The organism is Streptomyces sp. NPDC093510 (assembly GCF_040683555.1).
Taxonomy (GTDB): domain Bacteria; phylum Actinomycetota; class Actinomycetes; order Streptomycetales; family Streptomycetaceae; genus Streptomyces.
The window spans coordinates 235,346-252,552 of the sequence record NZ_JBFBEE010000007.1 but is presented as its reverse complement, the minus strand read 5'-3'; the positions used below and the strand labels follow the sequence as shown (position 1 = coordinate 252,552).

At 71.0% G+C, this 17,207-nt stretch carries 16 protein-coding genes; 12 read left to right on the top strand and 4 right to left on the bottom strand.

Annotation, left to right across the window (positions count from 1 at the left end; genetic code table 11):
* Positions 1-58 precede the first annotated feature (58 nt).
* Positions 59-538, top strand: coding sequence for an ATP-binding protein (locus AB0N81_RS13800; protein WP_365358102.1), 480 nt, complete (start codon positions 59-61; stop codon positions 536-538).
* Between the two features lie 8 nt (positions 539-546).
* Here AB0N81_RS13800 and idi read toward each other — a convergent pair whose 3' ends face one another.
* From idi to galE, 4 genes are all read right to left on the bottom strand, one after another.
* Positions 547-1,140: an isopentenyl-diphosphate Delta-isomerase gene (idi, locus tag AB0N81_RS13795; RefSeq protein ID WP_365358006.1), complete on the bottom strand. Its 594-nt coding sequence runs from the start codon at positions 1,138-1,140 to the stop codon at positions 547-549.
* A gap of 145 nt (positions 1,141-1,285) precedes the next feature.
* Positions 1,286-2,551: a bifunctional class I SAM-dependent methyltransferase/N-acetyltransferase gene (locus AB0N81_RS13790; RefSeq protein ID WP_365358005.1), complete on the bottom strand. Its 1,266-nt coding sequence runs from the start codon at positions 2,549-2,551 to the stop codon at positions 1,286-1,288.
* A gap of 220 nt (positions 2,552-2,771) precedes the next feature.
* Positions 2,772-3,710: a cation diffusion facilitator family transporter gene (locus tag AB0N81_RS13785; RefSeq protein WP_365358004.1), complete on the bottom strand. Its 939-nt coding sequence runs from the start codon at positions 3,708-3,710 to the stop codon at positions 2,772-2,774.
* Positions 3,711-3,886: 176 nt separating this feature from the next.
* On the bottom strand, positions 3,887-4,870 hold the full coding sequence (gene galE / locus AB0N81_RS13780) for a UDP-glucose 4-epimerase GalE (protein WP_365358003.1): 984 nt from the start codon (positions 4,868-4,870) through the stop codon (positions 3,887-3,889).
* Positions 4,871-5,214: 344 nt separating this feature from the next.
* Here galE and AB0N81_RS13775 point away from each other — a divergent pair, with 344 nt between their 5' ends.
* The 11 genes from AB0N81_RS13775 (at position 5,215) to AB0N81_RS13725 (ending at position 17,192) form a co-directional block, all read left to right on the top strand.
* Positions 5,215-7,029 (top strand): DUF5941 domain-containing protein, encoded by a 1,815-nt coding sequence (locus AB0N81_RS13775; protein WP_365358101.1) that lies wholly within the window; start codon positions 5,215-5,217, stop codon positions 7,027-7,029.
* Positions 7,026-7,763: a phosphocholine cytidylyltransferase family protein gene (locus AB0N81_RS13770; RefSeq protein WP_365358002.1), complete on the top strand. Its 738-nt coding sequence runs from the start codon at positions 7,026-7,028 to the stop codon at positions 7,761-7,763. Before AB0N81_RS13775 ends, AB0N81_RS13770 begins: the two co-directional genes overlap by 4 nt.
* Positions 7,751-8,818 carry an iron-containing alcohol dehydrogenase family protein gene (locus AB0N81_RS13765; protein WP_365358001.1) on the top strand — a complete coding sequence of 356 codons (1,068 nt, stop codon included), beginning with the start codon at positions 7,751-7,753 and terminating at the stop codon, positions 8,816-8,818. The genes AB0N81_RS13770 and AB0N81_RS13765 overlap by 13 nt, the downstream gene beginning before the upstream one ends.
* A complete protein-coding gene (locus AB0N81_RS13760; RefSeq protein WP_365358000.1) occupies positions 8,796-9,575 on the top strand; it encodes a CDP-alcohol phosphatidyltransferase family protein in 780 nt (259 codons plus the stop codon). Before AB0N81_RS13765 ends, AB0N81_RS13760 begins: the two co-directional genes overlap by 23 nt.
* Positions 9,576-9,619: 44 nt before the next feature.
* Entirely contained in the window at positions 9,620-10,492 is an 873-nt protein-coding gene (locus AB0N81_RS13755) for a glycosyltransferase (protein WP_365358100.1), read from the top strand.
* A 95-nt stretch (positions 10,493-10,587) separates the two neighbouring features.
* Positions 10,588-11,535, top strand: a complete 948-nt coding sequence (locus tag AB0N81_RS13750; protein ID WP_365357999.1) for an ABC transporter permease — start codon at positions 10,588-10,590, stop codon at positions 11,533-11,535.
* Complete coding sequence (locus AB0N81_RS13745; protein WP_365357998.1) at positions 11,528-12,334, top strand: ABC transporter ATP-binding protein; 807 nt, start codon at positions 11,528-11,530, stop codon at positions 12,332-12,334. The genes AB0N81_RS13750 and AB0N81_RS13745 overlap by 8 nt, the downstream gene beginning before the upstream one ends.
* A gap of 347 nt (positions 12,335-12,681) precedes the next feature.
* A complete protein-coding gene (gene hpnC, locus AB0N81_RS13740) occupies positions 12,682-13,581 on the top strand; it encodes a squalene synthase HpnC (protein ID WP_365357997.1) in 900 nt (299 codons plus the stop codon).
* Complete coding sequence (gene hpnD, locus AB0N81_RS13735) at positions 13,578-14,528, top strand: presqualene diphosphate synthase HpnD (protein ID WP_365357996.1); 951 nt, start codon at positions 13,578-13,580, stop codon at positions 14,526-14,528. The genes hpnC and hpnD overlap by 4 nt, the downstream gene beginning before the upstream one ends.
* A 124-nt stretch (positions 14,529-14,652) precedes the next feature.
* A complete protein-coding gene (hpnE, locus tag AB0N81_RS13730; protein WP_365358099.1) occupies positions 14,653-16,062 on the top strand; it encodes a hydroxysqualene dehydroxylase HpnE in 1,410 nt (469 codons plus the stop codon).
* Entirely contained in the window at positions 16,059-17,192 is a 1,134-nt protein-coding gene (locus tag AB0N81_RS13725) for a polyprenyl synthetase family protein (RefSeq protein WP_365357995.1), read from the top strand. Before hpnE ends, AB0N81_RS13725 begins: the two co-directional genes overlap by 4 nt.
* Positions 17,193-17,207: the final 15 nt, after the last annotated feature.

Here is a 17,207-nt window from a genome sequence, read left to right as displayed (position 1 = left end):
GGGCGTTCCCAACACTCGATGTGTGGCGACAATCGAGCGCAAGGGCGGCGACCGGACGATGGAGAGCGAAGGGAGCGGGCCCGATCCACTCCCCAGAGGCGGCGGACCCGTGCCGTACGAGGGGGTGTGGCGCTTCACCGCCCCCGCCGTCGACGCCTCCGTGCCCCAGGCGCGGCACGCGGTGCGCGACCTGCTGGCCCGGCAGGGCGTACCGGCGCCGGACGATCTCATTCAGGGCCTGTTGCTCATCGTCTCCGAGCTGGTCACCAACGCGGTGCGCCATGCGGCCCTGCTCTCGCCGATGCTCGCGGTGGAGGTCGCGGTCGGCGCCGAGTGGGTGCGGGTCTCCGTCGAGGACAACCACCCCTACCGCCCGACGGCCCTGGTGGCGGACCACGGTCAGACCGGCGGGCGGGGACTGCTCCTCGTCCGCGAGATCACGGCGGAAGCGGGCGGGGCCTGCGACGTCGAGCACACCGCGAGCGGGGGCAAGGTCATCTGGGCGGCCCTGCCCCTGAAGCCCGATCCCCTGCGCTGAGGGTGCGGCTACCAGCCCGCGGAGGGACCGGTCAGCTCCTTGATCGCGGGACGTGCCGCGTCGAGCACGGTCATGAACCACGCGGAGAACGGCTCCCGTTCATGCCGCTCGGCCAGCTCCCCGGCCGTCACGAACGCGGTCCCGCCGATCTCGTCGGGGTCGGGGCGCAGCGGGGACTGCACCATCCCGACGAACAGGTGGTTGAACTCCTGCTCCACGAGCCCCGAGTCGGGATCCGGGTGGTTGTAGCGCACCGTGCCCGCCTCGGCGAGCAGCGACGGCGAGACCCCCAGCTCCTCGTACGTACGCCGGGCGGCCGCGGCGAACGGCGCCTCGCCCGGGTAGGGGTGGCCGCAGCAGGTGTTCGACCAGACGCCGGGGGAGTGGTACTTGCCGAGGGCGCGCTGCTGGAGCAGCAGCCGCCCCTGCTCGTCGAAGAGGAAGACGGAGAACGCCCGGTGCAGCTGCCCGGGCGCCTGATGCGCGGAGAGTTTCTCCGCTGTGCCGATCGTCCTGCCGTCCTCGTCGACGAGTTCGAGCAAGATCGCTTCTCCGGTGCCGCTCGACGAGGTGTTCGCCGCGGTGGCAGGTGTGATCGGCATACGCATCCTTCGCTTCGGTCTTAGAACCCCAAGTCTGCCGTACGTTCCGGACACCTCGGGCACTCCGAGGGCCCGCATGTCCCGCCGAGCCGAAGCACGGCGGGACACGCGGCGGGCGCGCTCTCACGCGTGCGCCCGAGGGGCCTCAGACCCCGAAGGCGGCCGGATAGCGGATCGTGCCCCGCGGCAGCGGCCCGGAATCGTCGGCCCCGTTCAGGACGAGCGCCATCATGGCCTCGTCGGGCACCTCGAAACCTGGCCGGATCCCGTACCCGGAAGCGGGCCGGAAACCGAACCGCGGATAGTACGCGGGATGCCCGAGCACGAGGACGAGCCGCTCCCCGCGCGCGCGTGCCGCGTCGAGCACGGCCCGTACGACGGCCGAACCGGCCCCCGTCCGCTGGTGCTCGGGCAGGGTGGCGACCGGCGCGAGCGCCAGCGCGGGCGCGCCGTCCACCCGGCAGCGGGTGATCAGCGCGTACGCGGCGACCGAGCCGTCCGGCGCCTCCGCGACGTACGACAGACCCGGAAGCCACGCCTCGGGGTCGGTGCGCAACGCGTCGACCAGGTCGGCCTCCGCCTCCGTCTCGAAGGCGGCGGCGTTCACCGCGCGCACGGCGGCGACGTCGGCCGCCGTCTCCGGGCGGGTCGGCCAGGAGTCCGCGGGCCGCAGAACGTAGCCCGTGTAGCCGTACTCGCTGCCGTGCTCGCGCCGCATCGCGATCTCCTCGCGGGTGGCGGCGAGCGCCTCGGCCATGCCGGGAGCGGCTGCCTTCTCGGCCGATACCGCGTCCGCACGCGCGGCCAAGGGGCCGTAGTACTCCTCCCAGTCGGACTCGGGTTGCGTGTGCACGCCGAGCACCGAGTACCCGGCGCCGGTGGCGGCCCGGGTGTTCGCCTCGCTCGTGCGCAGCGTGTAGTGCCGCTCCCAGAAGGCGCGGGCCTCGGCGGACGGCTCGGCGGTCGTCCACTCGCACTCGGTGAGGACGAGCGCCCCGCCGGGTGCGAGCAGCCGCCGCCAGGCGTGCAGCGCGGTGTCGAAGCCGATGCCGTAGACCGAGCTCTCGGCCCAGACGAGGTCGAACGAGCCGTCCGGGCAGGGGAGTTCGGCCATGTCGGCCTTGAGGGTGGTGATCGATCCGGTGAGGCCGCGGGCCTCGGCGGACGCACGGAGCTCGTCGAGGAACGGCTCGTGCAGATCGACGGCGGTCACCCGGGCGCCGGCCTCGGCGGCGAGCAGGAGCGCGGCCCTGCCGGGCCCGCAGCCCAGGTCGAGGGCGCGCGGCCGCTCGGGCAGCGCACCCGCGAGGGAGAGCAGCCGACGAGTGGTGTCGTCGGAGCCGGGACCCTGCCGGGGAAGCCCGTGGTGCAGGGCGAAGAAGGCATGGGTGATGGAGGTGCTGTCAGTCAACGTGGAAATCCTTGAGTGAAGGACCCGCGGACCTGACGTACGACTTGTGGTGTACGTGAAGTCAGACGCGCGCCCGGAGAGTGGGGATGCACGTGTCGCCGCGCAGGGCAGCGTCAGCCGTGACAGTCATCAACCCACCTCCTGTGATCTCAAGAACTCCCGCGACTATAACACCGGCTGTCATACCGGTACTGGGGCCGGGGCCGGGGCGGAGCCGCCGTCAGTGGCAGAGCTTCGCCTCGTGCTCCGCGTGGCCGCTCGGCTCCAGCTGGAAGGTGCAGTGCTCGACGTCGAAGTGGTCGCCCAGGCAGCCCTGCAGCTCGTGCAGCATCTTCTCGTGCCCGATCGAGTCGAGGGTGCCCGAGCCCACCACGACGTGGGCGGAGAGCACGGGCAGGCCCGAGGTGATCGTCCAGGCGTGCAGATCGTGGACCTCCTCGACGCCCGGCAGGTGGAGTATGTGGGCCCGCACCTCCGCCATGTCGATGCCCTTGGGTGCCGACTCCAGGAGCACGTTCAGGGTCTCCTTGAGGAGCTTGACCGTACGCGGGACGATCATGAGGCCGATGACGAGCGAGGCGATCGGGTCGGCGGCCTGCCAGCCGGTGAGCATGATCACGATCGACGCGACGATGACCGCCACCGAGCCGAGGGTGTCCGCGACGACCTCCAGGAAGGCGCCCCGCACATTGAGGCTGTCCTTCTGGCCGCGCATGAGCAGCGTGAGGGAGACCATGTTCGCGACGAGACCGAAGACACCGAAGTAGAGGGCGAGACCGCCCTCGGTCTCCGCGGGTGTGATGAACCGCTCGACCGCCTCGAACAGCACGTACCCGCCCACGCCGAGCAGCAGCAGACAGTTGGCGAGCGCGGCGAGTATCTCGGCGCGGGCGTAGCCGAACGTGCGGTTCTCGGTGGGTGGCCTGTTCGCGAAGTGGATCGCGAGCAGGGCCATGCCGAGCCCCAGGGCGTCCGTGGCCATATGGGTCGCGTCCGCGATGAGCGCGAGCGAGTCCGCCACGATGCCGCCCACGATCTGGGCCAGCATCACCGTGACCGTGATGCCGAGCGCTGTGCGGAGCCGCCCCTTGTAGGCGTTGGCCGCGGTTCCCGTGGCCGGTGCCCCGTGCGTGTGTCCGTGATCGTGCCCTGCCCCCATGGAGCGTCCTCCCGCGTCGGTCACCGGTCAGCTGTTCGCTGCTCGCGCGACCACAGTGAACTACGGGTGGGGGGTATCTGGCAACGCGGCACTGAACACCGTTATCACTCCACTGACCTGCGAAAATGGCAACGATTCCCGGCAAGGGGAGGGGTGCAGGTCAGGGGCAGGAGTGATCAGTCGCGGCGCGCTCCGGGGTGGTGCAGACACCATCCCGCCCAGGCCGACTCGACCATCTCGCGCACCCCGCGCCGAGCCGTCCAGCCGAGCTCCTCGGCCGCCAGACTCGCGTCGGCCACGGCGCGCGGCGAGTCACCGGCGCGGGCCGGCTCGACGAGCGCGGGACGGGTGTCCCCGCTCACCTCACCGATGAGCGTGACCAGTTCGCGTACGGAAACACCGCGTCCCCGGCCGATGTTCACCGTCAGATCGCCCTCGGCCCCGGACGCGACCCGGCGGGCCGCCGCGAGGTGGGCCTCGGCGAGATCGGAGACGTGGACATAGTCACGGACACAGGTGCCGTCCGGCGTCGGATGGGTGTCACCGAAGATCCGCGGCGCCTCGTCGCGCCGCAGCCGGTCGAAGACCATCGGGATCACGTTGAAGACGCCGGTGTCCGCGAGCTCGGGGGCCGCGGCGCCCGCCACGTTGAAGTAGCGCAGGCAGACGGTCGAGATGCCGTGCGCCCGCCCGGCGGCCCGCACCAGCCACTCCCCGGCGAGCTTGGTCTCGCCATAAGGGCTGACCGGGACGCAGGGCGCGTCCTCCCGCACGAGCTCGGCGTCCGGCGGGTCGCCGTACACCGCGGCCGACGAGGAGAACACGAAGCGCTTGATACCGGCCTCGGCGACCGCTTCGAGCAGCGTCGTCAGACCGCCCACGTTCTCCCGGTAGTAGCGCAGCGGCTGCTCCACCGACTCCCCGACCTGCTTGCGGGCCGCGAGATGCACCACACCGGTGACGCCGTGCTCGGCGAAGACCCGGCGCAGCAGCTCCCCGTCCAGCGAGGAGCCCTTGACGAGGGTCATGTCCGCGGGCAGCCGCTGCGGCACCCCCGACGAGATGTCGTCGAGTACGACGACGTCCTCCCCGGCACCGGCCATGACCCGCGCCACATGTGCCCCGATATATCCAGCCCCGCCTGTGATCAGCCATGTCATGGACGCCCACCCTAAGCGAACGCCCTGTGGGGCACGGGCCGGCGGGCATCCGGCCGCTATGCGGGCAAGCCGGGCACAGCGCGGGCGCGGTTTGTGGGCGCGGCCCCCCATCCACCATGATGATCGCGAAGGCCGAGGCCTCGCAGGCCGCCCTGAGAGCCTGCGTCACAACCCCGGCCGGGGTTATGACACAGGCTCTATCGGGGCGTGAACGGGCGATGAACGCCCGCTTCCCGTCATCCGATAGCCTCAGCCGACGTGCCGCCCGGCCGCCATGGCCAGGGGCGCTCCCCTTACGCATGTGCCCGGCGCGAGCCGCGCCGGTACTCAAGGAGTGAGTTCGTCTGTCGACCGCCATCCTCACCGGTCAGCCGGTCCCCGGGTCGCCGCTCGAAGGCGATCTGCGGTCCCTCGGCTTCGACGTGCGGGTCGCCTCCGACGCGGCGGACGCCGAGGCGCTGCTCGCCGCCGTACCCGGCGACCAGCGGGTCGCGGTCGTCGACGCCCGCTTCGTCGGACACGTCCACGCGCTGCGCCTCGCCCTCACTGACCCCCGCTTCGCCGCGTCCGCCGTGCCCGGCGCCGTCACGGCCAAGCCGGCGGCCCGCGCGGCACTGACGCGCGCCCTGCGGGCGACCGCGGGAACCGCCGGGACCGCGGGCGGCGCCGTGACGCTCGACGCACTCCCGGACGACCTCGCCGCGGCCATGGAGTCCGGCGCCACCGACGTGCACCGCCCCGAGCTCGGCACCCTCGTCGCCACCGTGCCCAGCGACCCGCAGACGCGCAACGAAGCGCGCCAGGCCGTGGCGGCCGTGGACGACGAGGCGGTACGCCTGCGCACCGCGGTCAAGTCGCGGGACGGCTTCTTCACGACGTACTGCATCTCCCCGTACTCGCGCTACATCGCCCGCTGGTGCGCGCGCCGCGGCCTCACCCCGAACCAGGTCACCACGGCCTCGCTGCTCACCGCCCTGATCGCGGCGGGCTGCGCGGCGACCGGCACGCGCGGCGGCTTCGTCGCGGCCGGCCTGCTGCTGCTCTTCTCCTTCGTCCTGGACTGCACCGACGGGCAGCTCGCCCGCTACTCCCTGCAGTACTCGACGCTCGGCGCCTGGCTGGACGCGACGTTCGACCGCGCCAAGGAGTACGCCTACTACGCCGGCCTCGCACTCGGCGCCGCACGCGGCGGCGATGACGTATGGGCGCTCGCGCTCGGCGCGATGGTCCTGCAGACCTGCCGGCACGTCGTGGACTTCTCCTTCAACGAGGCGAATCACGATGCGAGTGCCAACACCAGCCCCACCGCGGCCCTCTCGGACAAGCTCGACAGCGTCGGCTGGACGGTCTGGGTGCGCCGGATGATAGTCCTGCCCATCGGCGAACGCTGGGCGATGATCGCGGTGCTCACCGCGCTCACCACCCCGCGCATCACCCTCGTCGTCCTGCTCATCGGCTGCGCGCTCGCCGCCTGCTACACCACCGCCGGACGCGTCCTGCGCTCGCTGACCCGCAAGGCGACCCGCACCGACCGCGCCGCGCTCGCCCTCGCGGACCTCGCCGACAACGGCCCCCTGGCCTCGGCCTTCTCCGCCCTGCGGCCACGGGTGACCTGGCTGCGTCCCGCTCCGGTGCTCGCCTTCGTCGGCGGCGCCGGGCTCGTCGGCACGGCGCTGGCCAACCCCTACGGCAGCCCCGTGGTCGTGGCCGCCGCCGCGCTGTACATCGCCCTGTCGGGCCTCGCCCTGATCATGCCCCTCAAGGGCCCCCTCGACTGGCTGGTCCCGCCGTTCTTCCGCGCCGCCGAGTACGGCACGATCCTGGTCCTTGCGGCCAAGGCCGATGTGAACGGAGCCCTTCCCGCGGCTTTCGGACTGGTGGCCGCGGTCGCCTACCATCACTACGACACGGTGTACCGCATCAAGGGCGGCACCGGCGCGCCTCCGCGCTGGCTGGTGCGGGCGATCGGCGGCCAGGAATGCCGGACCCTCGTGGTCGCGCTGGCCGCAGCCCTGCTGTCCACCACAGATTTTCCCGTCGCGCTCACGGCACTCGCCGTGGCCGTGGCACTGGTGGTGCTCGTCGAGAGCATCCGCTTCTGGGTCGCCGCCGAGAAAAAGGGCGCACCCGCCGTACACGATGAAGGAGAACCCGCATGATCGGCCTCGTGCTGGCGGCCGGCGCCGGACGGCGTCTTCGCCCTTACACGGACACGCTGCCCAAGGCCCTGGTGCCCGTCGATGGTGAGACCACCATCCTCGACCTGACGCTCGGCAACTTCGCCGAGATCGGTCTCACCGAGGTCGCGATCATCGTCGGCTACAAGAAGGAGGCCGTCTACGAGCGCAAGGCGGCGCTCGAGGCGAAGTACGGCCTCAAGCTGACCCTGATCGACAACGACAAGGCCGAGGAGTGGAACAACGCCTACTCCCTGTGGTGCGGCCGTGACGCCATCAAGCACGACGTGATCCTCGCCAACGGCGACACCGTGCACCCGGTCTCCGTCGAGAAGACGCTGCTCGCCGCCCGCGGCAACGGCCAGAAGATCATCCTCGCCCTCGACACGGTGAAGCAGCTCGCCGACGAGGAGATGAAGGTCATCGTCGACGACGCCAAGGGCGTGCAGCGCATCACCAAGCTGATGGACCCCTCCGAGGCCACCGGTGAGTACATCGGCGTCACCCTCATCGAGGGCTCCGCGGCCGACGAGCTCGCCGACGCGCTGAAGACCACCTTCGAGCGCGACCCCGACCTCTACTACGAGGACGGCTACCAGGAGCTCGTCAACCGCGGCTTCAAGGTCGACGTGGCCCCGATCGGCGACGTCAAGTGGGTCGAGATCGACAACCACGACGACCTCGCCAAGGGCCGGGAGATCGCGTGCCTGTACTGACGAGGCTCATCCCCTCGCCGGTCGTCGTCGACATCCGGCCGGGGGCGATCGACGACCTGGCCGGTGTCCTCGCCGACCAGCGGATCTGCTCGTCGACCGGCAAGCTCGCCATCGCCATCAGCGGTGGCTCGGGCGCGGTGCTCCGCGAGCGGCTGATGCCCTCGCTGAGCGGCGCGGAGTGGTTCGAGGTCGGTGGCGGCACGCTCGACGACGCCATCAAGCTCGGCGAAGACATCAGGAAGTCGGGCCGCTACGACGCGATCGTCGGCCTCGGCGGCGGCAAGATCATCGACTGCGCCAAGTTCGCCGCGGCGCGCGTGGGTCTGCCGCTGGTCGCCGTCGCGACGAACCTGTCGCACGACGGCCTCTGCTCGCCCGTCGCCACCCTGGACAACGACGCGGGCCGCGGTTCGTACGGCGTGCCGAACCCGATCGCGGTCGTCATCGACCTCGACATCATCCGTGAGGCCCCGGTCCGCTTCGTCCGCTCCGGCATCGGCGACGCGCTGTCCAACATCTCCGCGATCCGCGACTGGGAGCTCGCCGCCCGCGAGCGCGGCGAGGACATCGACGGCCTCGCGGCCGCCATGGCCCGCCAGGCGGGCGAGGCGGTGCTGCGCCACCCCGGCGGCGTCGGCGACGACGGCTTCCTCCAGGTGCTCGCCGAGGGCCTGGTCCTCACCGGCATCGCGATGTCCATCTCGGGCGACTCCCGCCCCGCGTCGGGCGCCTGCCACGAGATCAACCACGCCTTCGACCTGCTCTTCCCCAAGCGCGCCGCCAGCCACGGCGAGCAGTGCGGCCTGGGCGCGGCGTTCGCGATGCACCTGCGCGGTGCCCGCGAGGAGTCGGCGTACATGGCCTCGGTGCTGCGTCGCCACGGCCTGCCCGTACTGCCGGAGGAGATCGGGTTCACCGTGGAGGAGTTCGTGAAGGTCGTGGAGTTCGCTCCGCAGACCCGGCCGGGCCGCTACACGATCCTCGAACACCTCGACCTGTCCACCGACCAGATCAGGGACGCATACGCCGACTATGCAAAAGCCATCGGTAGCTGAGCTCCGCCCGGTTGTTCACCCCCCGGGGGTGAAGGACCGGCGCAGCGGCGAACACTGGGCCGGCCGGCTCTACATGCGCGAGGTCTCCCTCCGCATCGACCGGCACCTGGTGAACACGCGGGTCACGCCCAACCAGCTGACCTACGTGATGACCGTCGCCGGCGCCCTCGCCGCCCCCGCCCTGCTGGTGCCGGGCATCACGGGCGCCGTGCTCGGCGTGCTCGCGGTCCAGCTCTACCTGCTGCTCGACTGCGTGGACGGTGAGATCGCCCGCTGGAAGAAGCAGTACTCGATGGCCGGCGTCTACCTCGACCGGGTCGCCGCCTACCTGTGCGACGCCGCGGTCCTGGTCGGCTTCGGTCTGCGCGCCGCCGACATCTGGGGCTCGGGACGCATCGACTGGCTGTGGGCCTTCCTCGGCACCCTGGCCGCCCTCGGCGCGATCCTGATCAAGGCCGAGACCGACCTGGTCGGCGTCGCCCGTCACCAGACGGGCAAGGAGCCGGTCAAGGAGTCCGCGGCCGAGCCGCGCTCCTCCGGCATGGCGCTGGCCCGCAGGGCCGCCGCCGCGCTGAAGTTCCACCGGCTCATCCTCGGGGTCGAGGCGTCCCTGCTGATCCTGGTCATCGCGTTCGTGGACCAGGCCCGGGGCGACCTGTTCTTCTCGCGTCTCGGTGTCGCCGTCCTCGCGGGCATCGCGCTGCTGCAGACCCTGCTCCACCTCGTGTCCATCCTCGTATCGAGCAGGTTGAAGTGAGCACCCCGAGCACCCCGGCCACCCCGGCCACCCCGGCAGAGAAGCTGAAGGTCGGCGCCGTCATCATCACGATGGGCAACCGGCCGCAGGAGCTGCGCGCCCTCCTCGACTCGGTCGCCAAGCAGGAGGGCGACCCGGTCGAGGTGGTCGTGGTCGGCAACGGCGCCCCCGTGCCCGAGGTCCCCGAAGGGGTGCGCACCGTCGAACTCCCCGAGAACCTCGGCATCCCCGGCGGCCGCAACGTCGGCATCGAGGCCTTCGGCCCCGGCGGCACCGACGTCGACATCCTGCTCTTCCTGGACGACGACGGCCTGCTCGCCACCCTGGACACGGCGCGGCTGTGCCGCGAGGCGTTCGCCGCCGACCCGGAGCTCGGCATCATCAGCTTCCGCATCGCGGACCCGGACACGGGGGAGACCCAGCGCCGCCACGTGCCGCGCCTGCGGGCCTCCGACCCGATGCGCTCCTCGCGCGTGACGACGTTCCTCGGCGGCGCCAACGCCGTCCGTACGAAGGTCATCGCCGAGGTCGGCGGCCTGCCCGGTGAGTTCTTCTACGCACACGAGGAGACCGACCTCGCCTGGCGCGCGCTGAACGCGGGCTGGATGATCGACTACCGCTCCGACATGGTGCTGTTCCACCCCACGACGGCCCCCTCCCGGCACGCCGTCTACCACCGCATGGTGGCCCGCAACCGCGTCTGGCTCGCCCGTCGCAACCTCCCCGCGCTCCTGGTCCCGGTCTACCTCGGCGTCTGGATGCTGCTCACCCTCGCCCGGCGTCCCTCGGGCCCGGCCCTGAAGGCGTGGTTCGGCGGTTTCAAGGAGGGCTGGACCACGCCCTGCGGCCCTCGCAAGCCGATGAAGTGGCGTACGGTGTGGCGGCTGACCCGACTGGGCCGACCTCCTGTCATCTGACAAGCTCGGGTCTGAGAGCATTCGGGCCATACCCCGGTCCCTGGCCCACGCCTACGCCCGACCGGCTGCGCATCTGAAGACGAAAGTTTCCACTCGTGAGTGAGACAACGCATGACGGCGGAGTCGCGGTGACAGCATCCCCGTCGACACCGCCGCCCGATGACGGGCTCTCCCGCGCCGACCTCGCCGCCAAGTACGGTCTGACCGTCAGCGGCGCCCGGCCCGGACTTTTCGAGTACGTCCGCCAGCTCTGGGGACGGCGCCACTTCATCCTCGCCTTCTCCCAGGCGAAGCTCACCGCCCAGTACAGCCAGGCCAAGCTCGGCCAGCTGTGGCAGGTGGCGACGCCGCTGCTGAACGCGGCGGTCTACTTCTTCATCTTCGGGCTGCTGCTCGGCGCCAGGGAGGGCATCCCGCACGAGATCTACGTGCCGTTCCTGGTGACGGGGGTCTTCGTCTTCACGTTCACGCAGAGCTCGGTCATGGCGGGCGTGCGGGCGATCTCCGGCAACCTCGGGCTCGTCAGGGCCCTGCACTTCCCGCGCGCCTCACTGCCGATCTCCTTCGCGCTGCAGCAGCTCCAGCAGCTGCTCTTCTCGATGATCGTGCTCGTCGTGATCATGTGTGCGTTCGGGATCTTCCCCGCCCTGTCCTGGCTGCTCGTCCTGCCCGCGCTTGTCCTGCAGTTCGTCTTCAACATGGGCCTGGCGCTGATCTTCGCCAGGATGGGCAGCAAGACGCCCGACCTGGCACAGCTGATGCCGTTCGTGATGCGGACCTGGATGTACGCGTCGGGCGTCATGTTCAGCATCCCCGCGATGCTCGCGACCAAGAAGGACGTGCCCAGCTGGGTCGGGGACGTGCTCCAGTGGAATCCGGCCTCGATCTACATGGACCTGATCCGCTTCGCCATGATCGACAAGTACGACTCCTCGTATCTGCCGCCGCACGTGTGGCTCTTCGCCGTCGGCTGGGCCGTCGTGATCGGCCTCGTGGGCTTCGTGTACTTCTGGAAGGCTGAGGAGCGGTACGGCCGTGGCTGACGACAAGACGCCCGACAAGGGCGACGCGAACGCGGGCAAGGGGCACATCCCCACCGTTATCGCCGACGAGCTGCACATCGTCTACCGCGTCAACGGTGCGAGGACGGGCAAGGGCAGCGCCACCTCTGCGCTCAGCCGCATGCTGCGGCGCGGCGAGGAGCGGGGTGTGCGCAAGGTGCACGCCGTGCGCGGCGTCAGCTTCACCGCCTACCGCGGCGAGGCCATCGGCCTGATCGGCTCGAACGGCTCCGGCAAGTCCACCCTGCTCCGCGCCATCGCGGGCCTGCTCCCCGCCGAGCAGGGCAAGGTCTACACCGACGGCCAGCCCTCGCTGCTCGGCGTCAACGCGGCCCTGATGAACGACCTGACGGGCGAGCGGAACGTCATCCTCGGCGGTCTCGCGATGGGCATGTCCCGCGAGCAGATCAGGGAGCGCTACCAGGAGATCGTCGATTTCTCCGGGATCAACGAGAAGGGCGACTTCATCACCCTTCCGATGCGGACGTACTCCTCGGGCATGGCGGCGCGCCTGCGCTTCTCCATCGCGGCCGCCAAGGATCACGACGTCCTCATGATCGACGAGGCCCTTGCCACCGGCGACCGCAAGTTCCAGAAGCGGTCCGAGGCGCGCATCCGCGAGCTCCGCAAGGAGGCCGGCACGGTCTTCCTGGTCAGCCACAACAACAAGTCCATCCGCGACACCTGCGACCGCGTGCTGTGGCTGGAGCGCGGCGAGCTGCGCATGGACGGGCCGACCGACGAGGTCATAAAGGAGTACGAGAAGTTCACGGGCAAGTAGCCCGATCGAGCCACCGGGCAAGCACCCGTTCGGCAGCAGTGCCCCGCCGGGAGGAATCCGGCGGGGCACTGTCGTGACATGGTGTCCCAGGGGCCTCTCGCGTCCCTCAACTCGCCGCTGGGGAAGGAAGATTGACACCAATCGGTGTGTTGTTGTGATGCGCCGAACACCCCGACGATGCGTGAGGGGTTGTACAACGTAAGCTGTACAGGTGCTGATTCGCGGCAAGTGGGGCGATATCGCGCGGCGTCCCGGCCCGGAGCACGGCCCACCCCGGAGAGTGCCGGGCGGCGTGTCCGAAATAGGATGTATTGGGTCGGCAGTGTAGAACGGGAGATGTGACGGCAATGGCTACGGATGATCTCCAGCTCCGCGATGCATCCGCCGTCCTCGACAAGGCCGCGGACGAGAACTTCCCGGTGGCGCCCTTCTTCCTGCCCCGGTCCTGGCGCGACGACCTCATGGCCGTCTACGGCGTCGTGCGCCTGATCGACGACATCGGCGACGGCGACCTGGCACCCGAGGCCGATCACGCCCGCCTTCTCGGCCTCGAAGGCCGCGACGCCGACGACCCGCTGAAGCTCCTCGACGCCGTCGAAGCGGACCTCGGCAAGGTCTTCGGCGGCAAGGACCCCGGCCATCCGCTGGTGCGGGCGCTGCGCCCGGCCGCCGAGCGCGGCACCCTGACGGCCGCCCCCTTCCTCGCCCTGATCGAGGCCAACCGCCAGGACCAGCGCGTCACGCGCTACGAGACCTACGACGACCTCGTGGCGTACTGCGCGCTCTCCGCCAACCCGATCGGCCGTCTCGTCCTGGCCATCACGGGCACGGAGACCCCCGAGCGCGTCCGGCGCTCGGACGCCGTCTGCACCGCGCTGCAGATCGTCGAGCACATTCAGGACGTCGCCGAAGACCTGCGGCGCGGCCGCATCTACCTGCCCGTCGAGGACATGAAGCGGTTCCACGTGAGCGAGTCAGACCTGGCCATGCCGACAGCGGGCGCGTCGGTGCGCGCGCTGGTCGCGTTCGAAGCGGAACGCGCCCGCGGCCTGCTGAATGAAGGCACCCCCCTGGTGGGTAGCGTCCACGGCAGGCTGAAGCTGCTGCTTGCCGGGTTCGTGGGAGGGGGGAGGGCGGCGGTCCGGGCGATCGTCGACACCGGATACGACGTACTTCCCGGACCACCCAGACCCACCAAGCTCCGCTTGGTGTGCGAGGCGGGTGCAGTGCTGCGAGGAGAGGGGTGAGCCGGGCCGTGGATTCAGAGCTGCGCATGTCCCCGCCGGTGCTCGCCGCGTACAGCTACTGCGAGGCCGTGACCGGTCAGCAGGCACGCAACTTCGCGTACGGCATCAGGCTGCTGCCGACGCCCAAGCGCCGGGCCATGTCCGCGCTGTACGCCCTCTCGCGGCGGGTGGACGACATCGGGGACGGCGCGCTCGCTCCGGACGTCAAGGCCGAGCGGCTCGACGACACCCGGGCCCTGGTCGCCCGGGTCCGTGCGGGCGGTGTGCGGGAGGACGACACCGACCCGGTCGCGGTCGCCCTCGCGCACGCCGCCTCGCACTTCCCCATCCCCATGGACGGCCTCGACGAACTGATCGACGGGGTCCTCATGGACGTACGCGGCGCGTCGTACGAGACGTGGGAGGACCTGAAGGTCTACTGCCGCTGTGTGGCCGGGGCGATCGGACGGCTCTCGCTCGGCGTGTTCGGCACGGAACGGGGGGCGCTCCATGCCGAGCGCGCGCCGGAGTATGCCGACACGCTCGGTCTCGCACTCCAACTGACCAACATCCTCCGGGACGTTCGCGAGGACGCGCAGGACGGACGGACCTACCTGCCCGCCGACGACCTCGCCAAGTTCGGCTGCTCCGCCGGGTTCGCGGGCTCCGAGCCGCCCGCCGGTTCCGACTTCGCGGGACTCATCCACTTCGAAGTGCGCCGCGCACGTGCCCTGTTCGCCGAGGGCTACCACCTGCTGCCGATGCTGGACCGGCGCAGTGGTGCCTGTGTGGCGGCCATGGCCGGCATCTACCGCAGACTCCTCGACCGCATCGAGCGGGAACCCGAGGCTGTCCTGCGCGGCCGCGTCTCGCTGCCGGGGCGAGAGAAGGCGTACGTAGCCGTGCGCGGACTGTCCGGGCTCGACGCGCGGAACGTGTCACGGCAGACCGTCCGGAGGCGTGTGTGATGCGCATCCGGAGCGATCGTGGGACAGCTGGGACAACGTTCGCAAAGCGGCGGGCAACCCTCCGCTCCATGGTCGCGTCCCAGACTGCAACGGCCGAAGGGGTGGGTGCGTGAAGAGGGAAGACATGCAGCCCGAAGGGCTGACCGAGGACGCCGAAGGCCGCTCCGCAGGGGCGGCCGCCGTGGTGGTCGGCGGCGGCCTCGCCGGCATCACCGCCGCCCTCGCGCTCGCCGACGCGGGACTGCGCGTGACGCTGCTCGAAGGGCGGCCGCGCCTCGGCGGCCTCGCGTTCTCCTTCCGGCGCGGCGCGCTGACCGTCGACAACGGCCAGCACGTCTATCTGCGCTGCTGCACCGCCTACCGCTGGTTCCTTGACCGCGTCGAGGCCGCACATCTCGCGCCCTTGCAGGAACGTCTCGACGTGCCCGTCCTGGACGCCGACCGCAACCGGCTCGGACGGCTGCGGCGCACCGCCCTGCCCGTACCGCTGCATCTCGCGGCGAGCCTCGCCACGTACCCGCATCTGTCGGTCGCCGAGCGCGCCAAGGTGGGCCGCGCGGCGCTCGCCCTCAAGGGGCTCGACCCGTCCGATCCCGTGCTCGACAACCAGGACTTCGGCAGCTGGCTCGCCGGGCACGGTCAGTCGGCGCGCGCCATCGAGGCACTCTGGGACCTCGTGGGCGTCGCCACGCTCAACGCCGTCGCGGGCGACGCCTCCCTCGGACTCGCCGCGATGGTGTTCAAGACCGGACTGCTCTCGGAACCCGGCGCCGCCGACATCGGCTGGGCCCGGGCACCCCTCGGTGATCTGCACGACAAACTCGCCCGCAAGGCGCTCGACGCCGCGGGAGTCCGTACGGAACTGAAGACACGAGCCACCTCCATCTCCCGTACGGAGAACGGTGGTTGGCGCGTGGAGGTTCCCGGCGAGACCATCGAGGCCAGAACCGTCGTGCTCGCCGTGCCGCAGCACGAGACGCACGACCTCCTCCCCGACGGCGCGCTCGACAAGCCCGACCGGCTGCTCGACATCGACAACGCGCCGATCCTCAACATCCACGTCGTCTACGACCGCAAGGTGTTGAAGCGGCCGTTCTTCGCCGCCATCGGCTCGCCCGTCCAGTGGGTCTTCGACCGGACCGAGGCCTCCGGACTCACCGAGGGACAGTACCTGGCGCTCTCCCAGTCGGCCGCCCAGGACGAGATCGACGCGCCCGTCGCCGCCCTGCGCGAGCGCTACCTGCCGGAGCTGGAGCGGCTGCTGCCCGCGGCGCACGGCGCCGAGGTGCGGGACTTCTTCGTCACCCGCGAGCGCACGGCGACGTTCGCGCCCACCCCCGGCGTCGGCAGGCTCCGCCCCGGCGCCCGCACCAAGGCCCGCGGCCTGTACCTCGCGGGCGCGTGGACCGCCACCGGGTGGCCCGCGACCATGGAGGGCGCCGTGCGCAGCGGCATCAGCGCGGCCGAAGCCGCCCTCTCCACCCTCGACCGCCCCCGTGATCACCTCTTCGCGTTCGAGGGGGCGGTGGCGTGAAGCTCGACCATCTGGGGTCAGGTCCCCGGAGAACCAGCACCGGAACAAGAGGAGAAACTGTGCCGACTGTGCCCTCGGCCGAGAAAACGGCTGCCGACACGGTGGACGTGACCTCACTGCTCGAAAGAGGAAGGACGCTGGCCACCCCGGTGCTGCGGGCCGCGGTGGACCGCCTCGCGCCGCCCATGGACACCGTCGCCGCCTACCACTTCGGCTGGATCGACGCCGAGGGCAACCCGTCCGACGGCGACGGCGGCAAGGCCGTGCGTCCCGCGCTCGCCCTGCTCTCCGCCGAGGCGGCGGGCGCGGCCCCCGAGATCGGCGTCCCCGGCGCGGTCGCCGTCGAGCTCGTGCACAACTTCTCGCTGCTGCACGACGATCTGATGGACGGCGACGAGCAGCGCCGGCACCGCGACACGGTATGGAAGGTGCACGGCCCCGCGCAGGCCATCCTCGTCGGCGACGCCCTCTTCGCGCTCGGCAACGAGATCCTCCTCGAACTCGGCACGGTCGAGGCGGGCCGCGCCACCCGCCGCCTCATCACCGCCACGCGCGCGCTGATCGACGGCCAGGCACAGGACATCAGCTACGAGCACCGCGACCGGGTCACCGTCGAGGAGTGCCTGGAGATGGAGGGCAGGAAGACCGGCGCCCTGCTCGCCTGCGCCGTCTCCATCGGCGCCGTCCTCGGCGGCGCGGACGACCGCACCGCCGACACGCTGGAGAAGTACGGCTACCACCTCGGCCTCGCCTTCCAGGCCGTGGACGACCTGCTCGGCATCTGGGGCGACCCGGAGGCCACCGGAAAGCAGACGTGGAGCGATCTGCGCCAGCGCAAGAAGTCGCTGCCCGTGGTGGCCGCGCTCGCCGCGGGCGGCCCGGCCTCCGAGCGTCTTGGGGAGCTGCTCACCGCCGACTCCAAGAGCAGTGACTTCGAGAACTTCTCCGAGGACGAGTTCGCCGCGCGTGCCGCCCTCATCGAGGAGGCGGGCGGCCGCGAGTGGACCGCCAAGGAGGCCCGGCGCCAGCACGCCGTCGCCATCGAGGCGCTGGACCACATCCAGATGCCGGAACAGGTGCGGGCGCAGCTCGTCGCGCTCGCCGACTTCGTCGTCGTACGAGAGAGATGATCACTATCGCGCGGA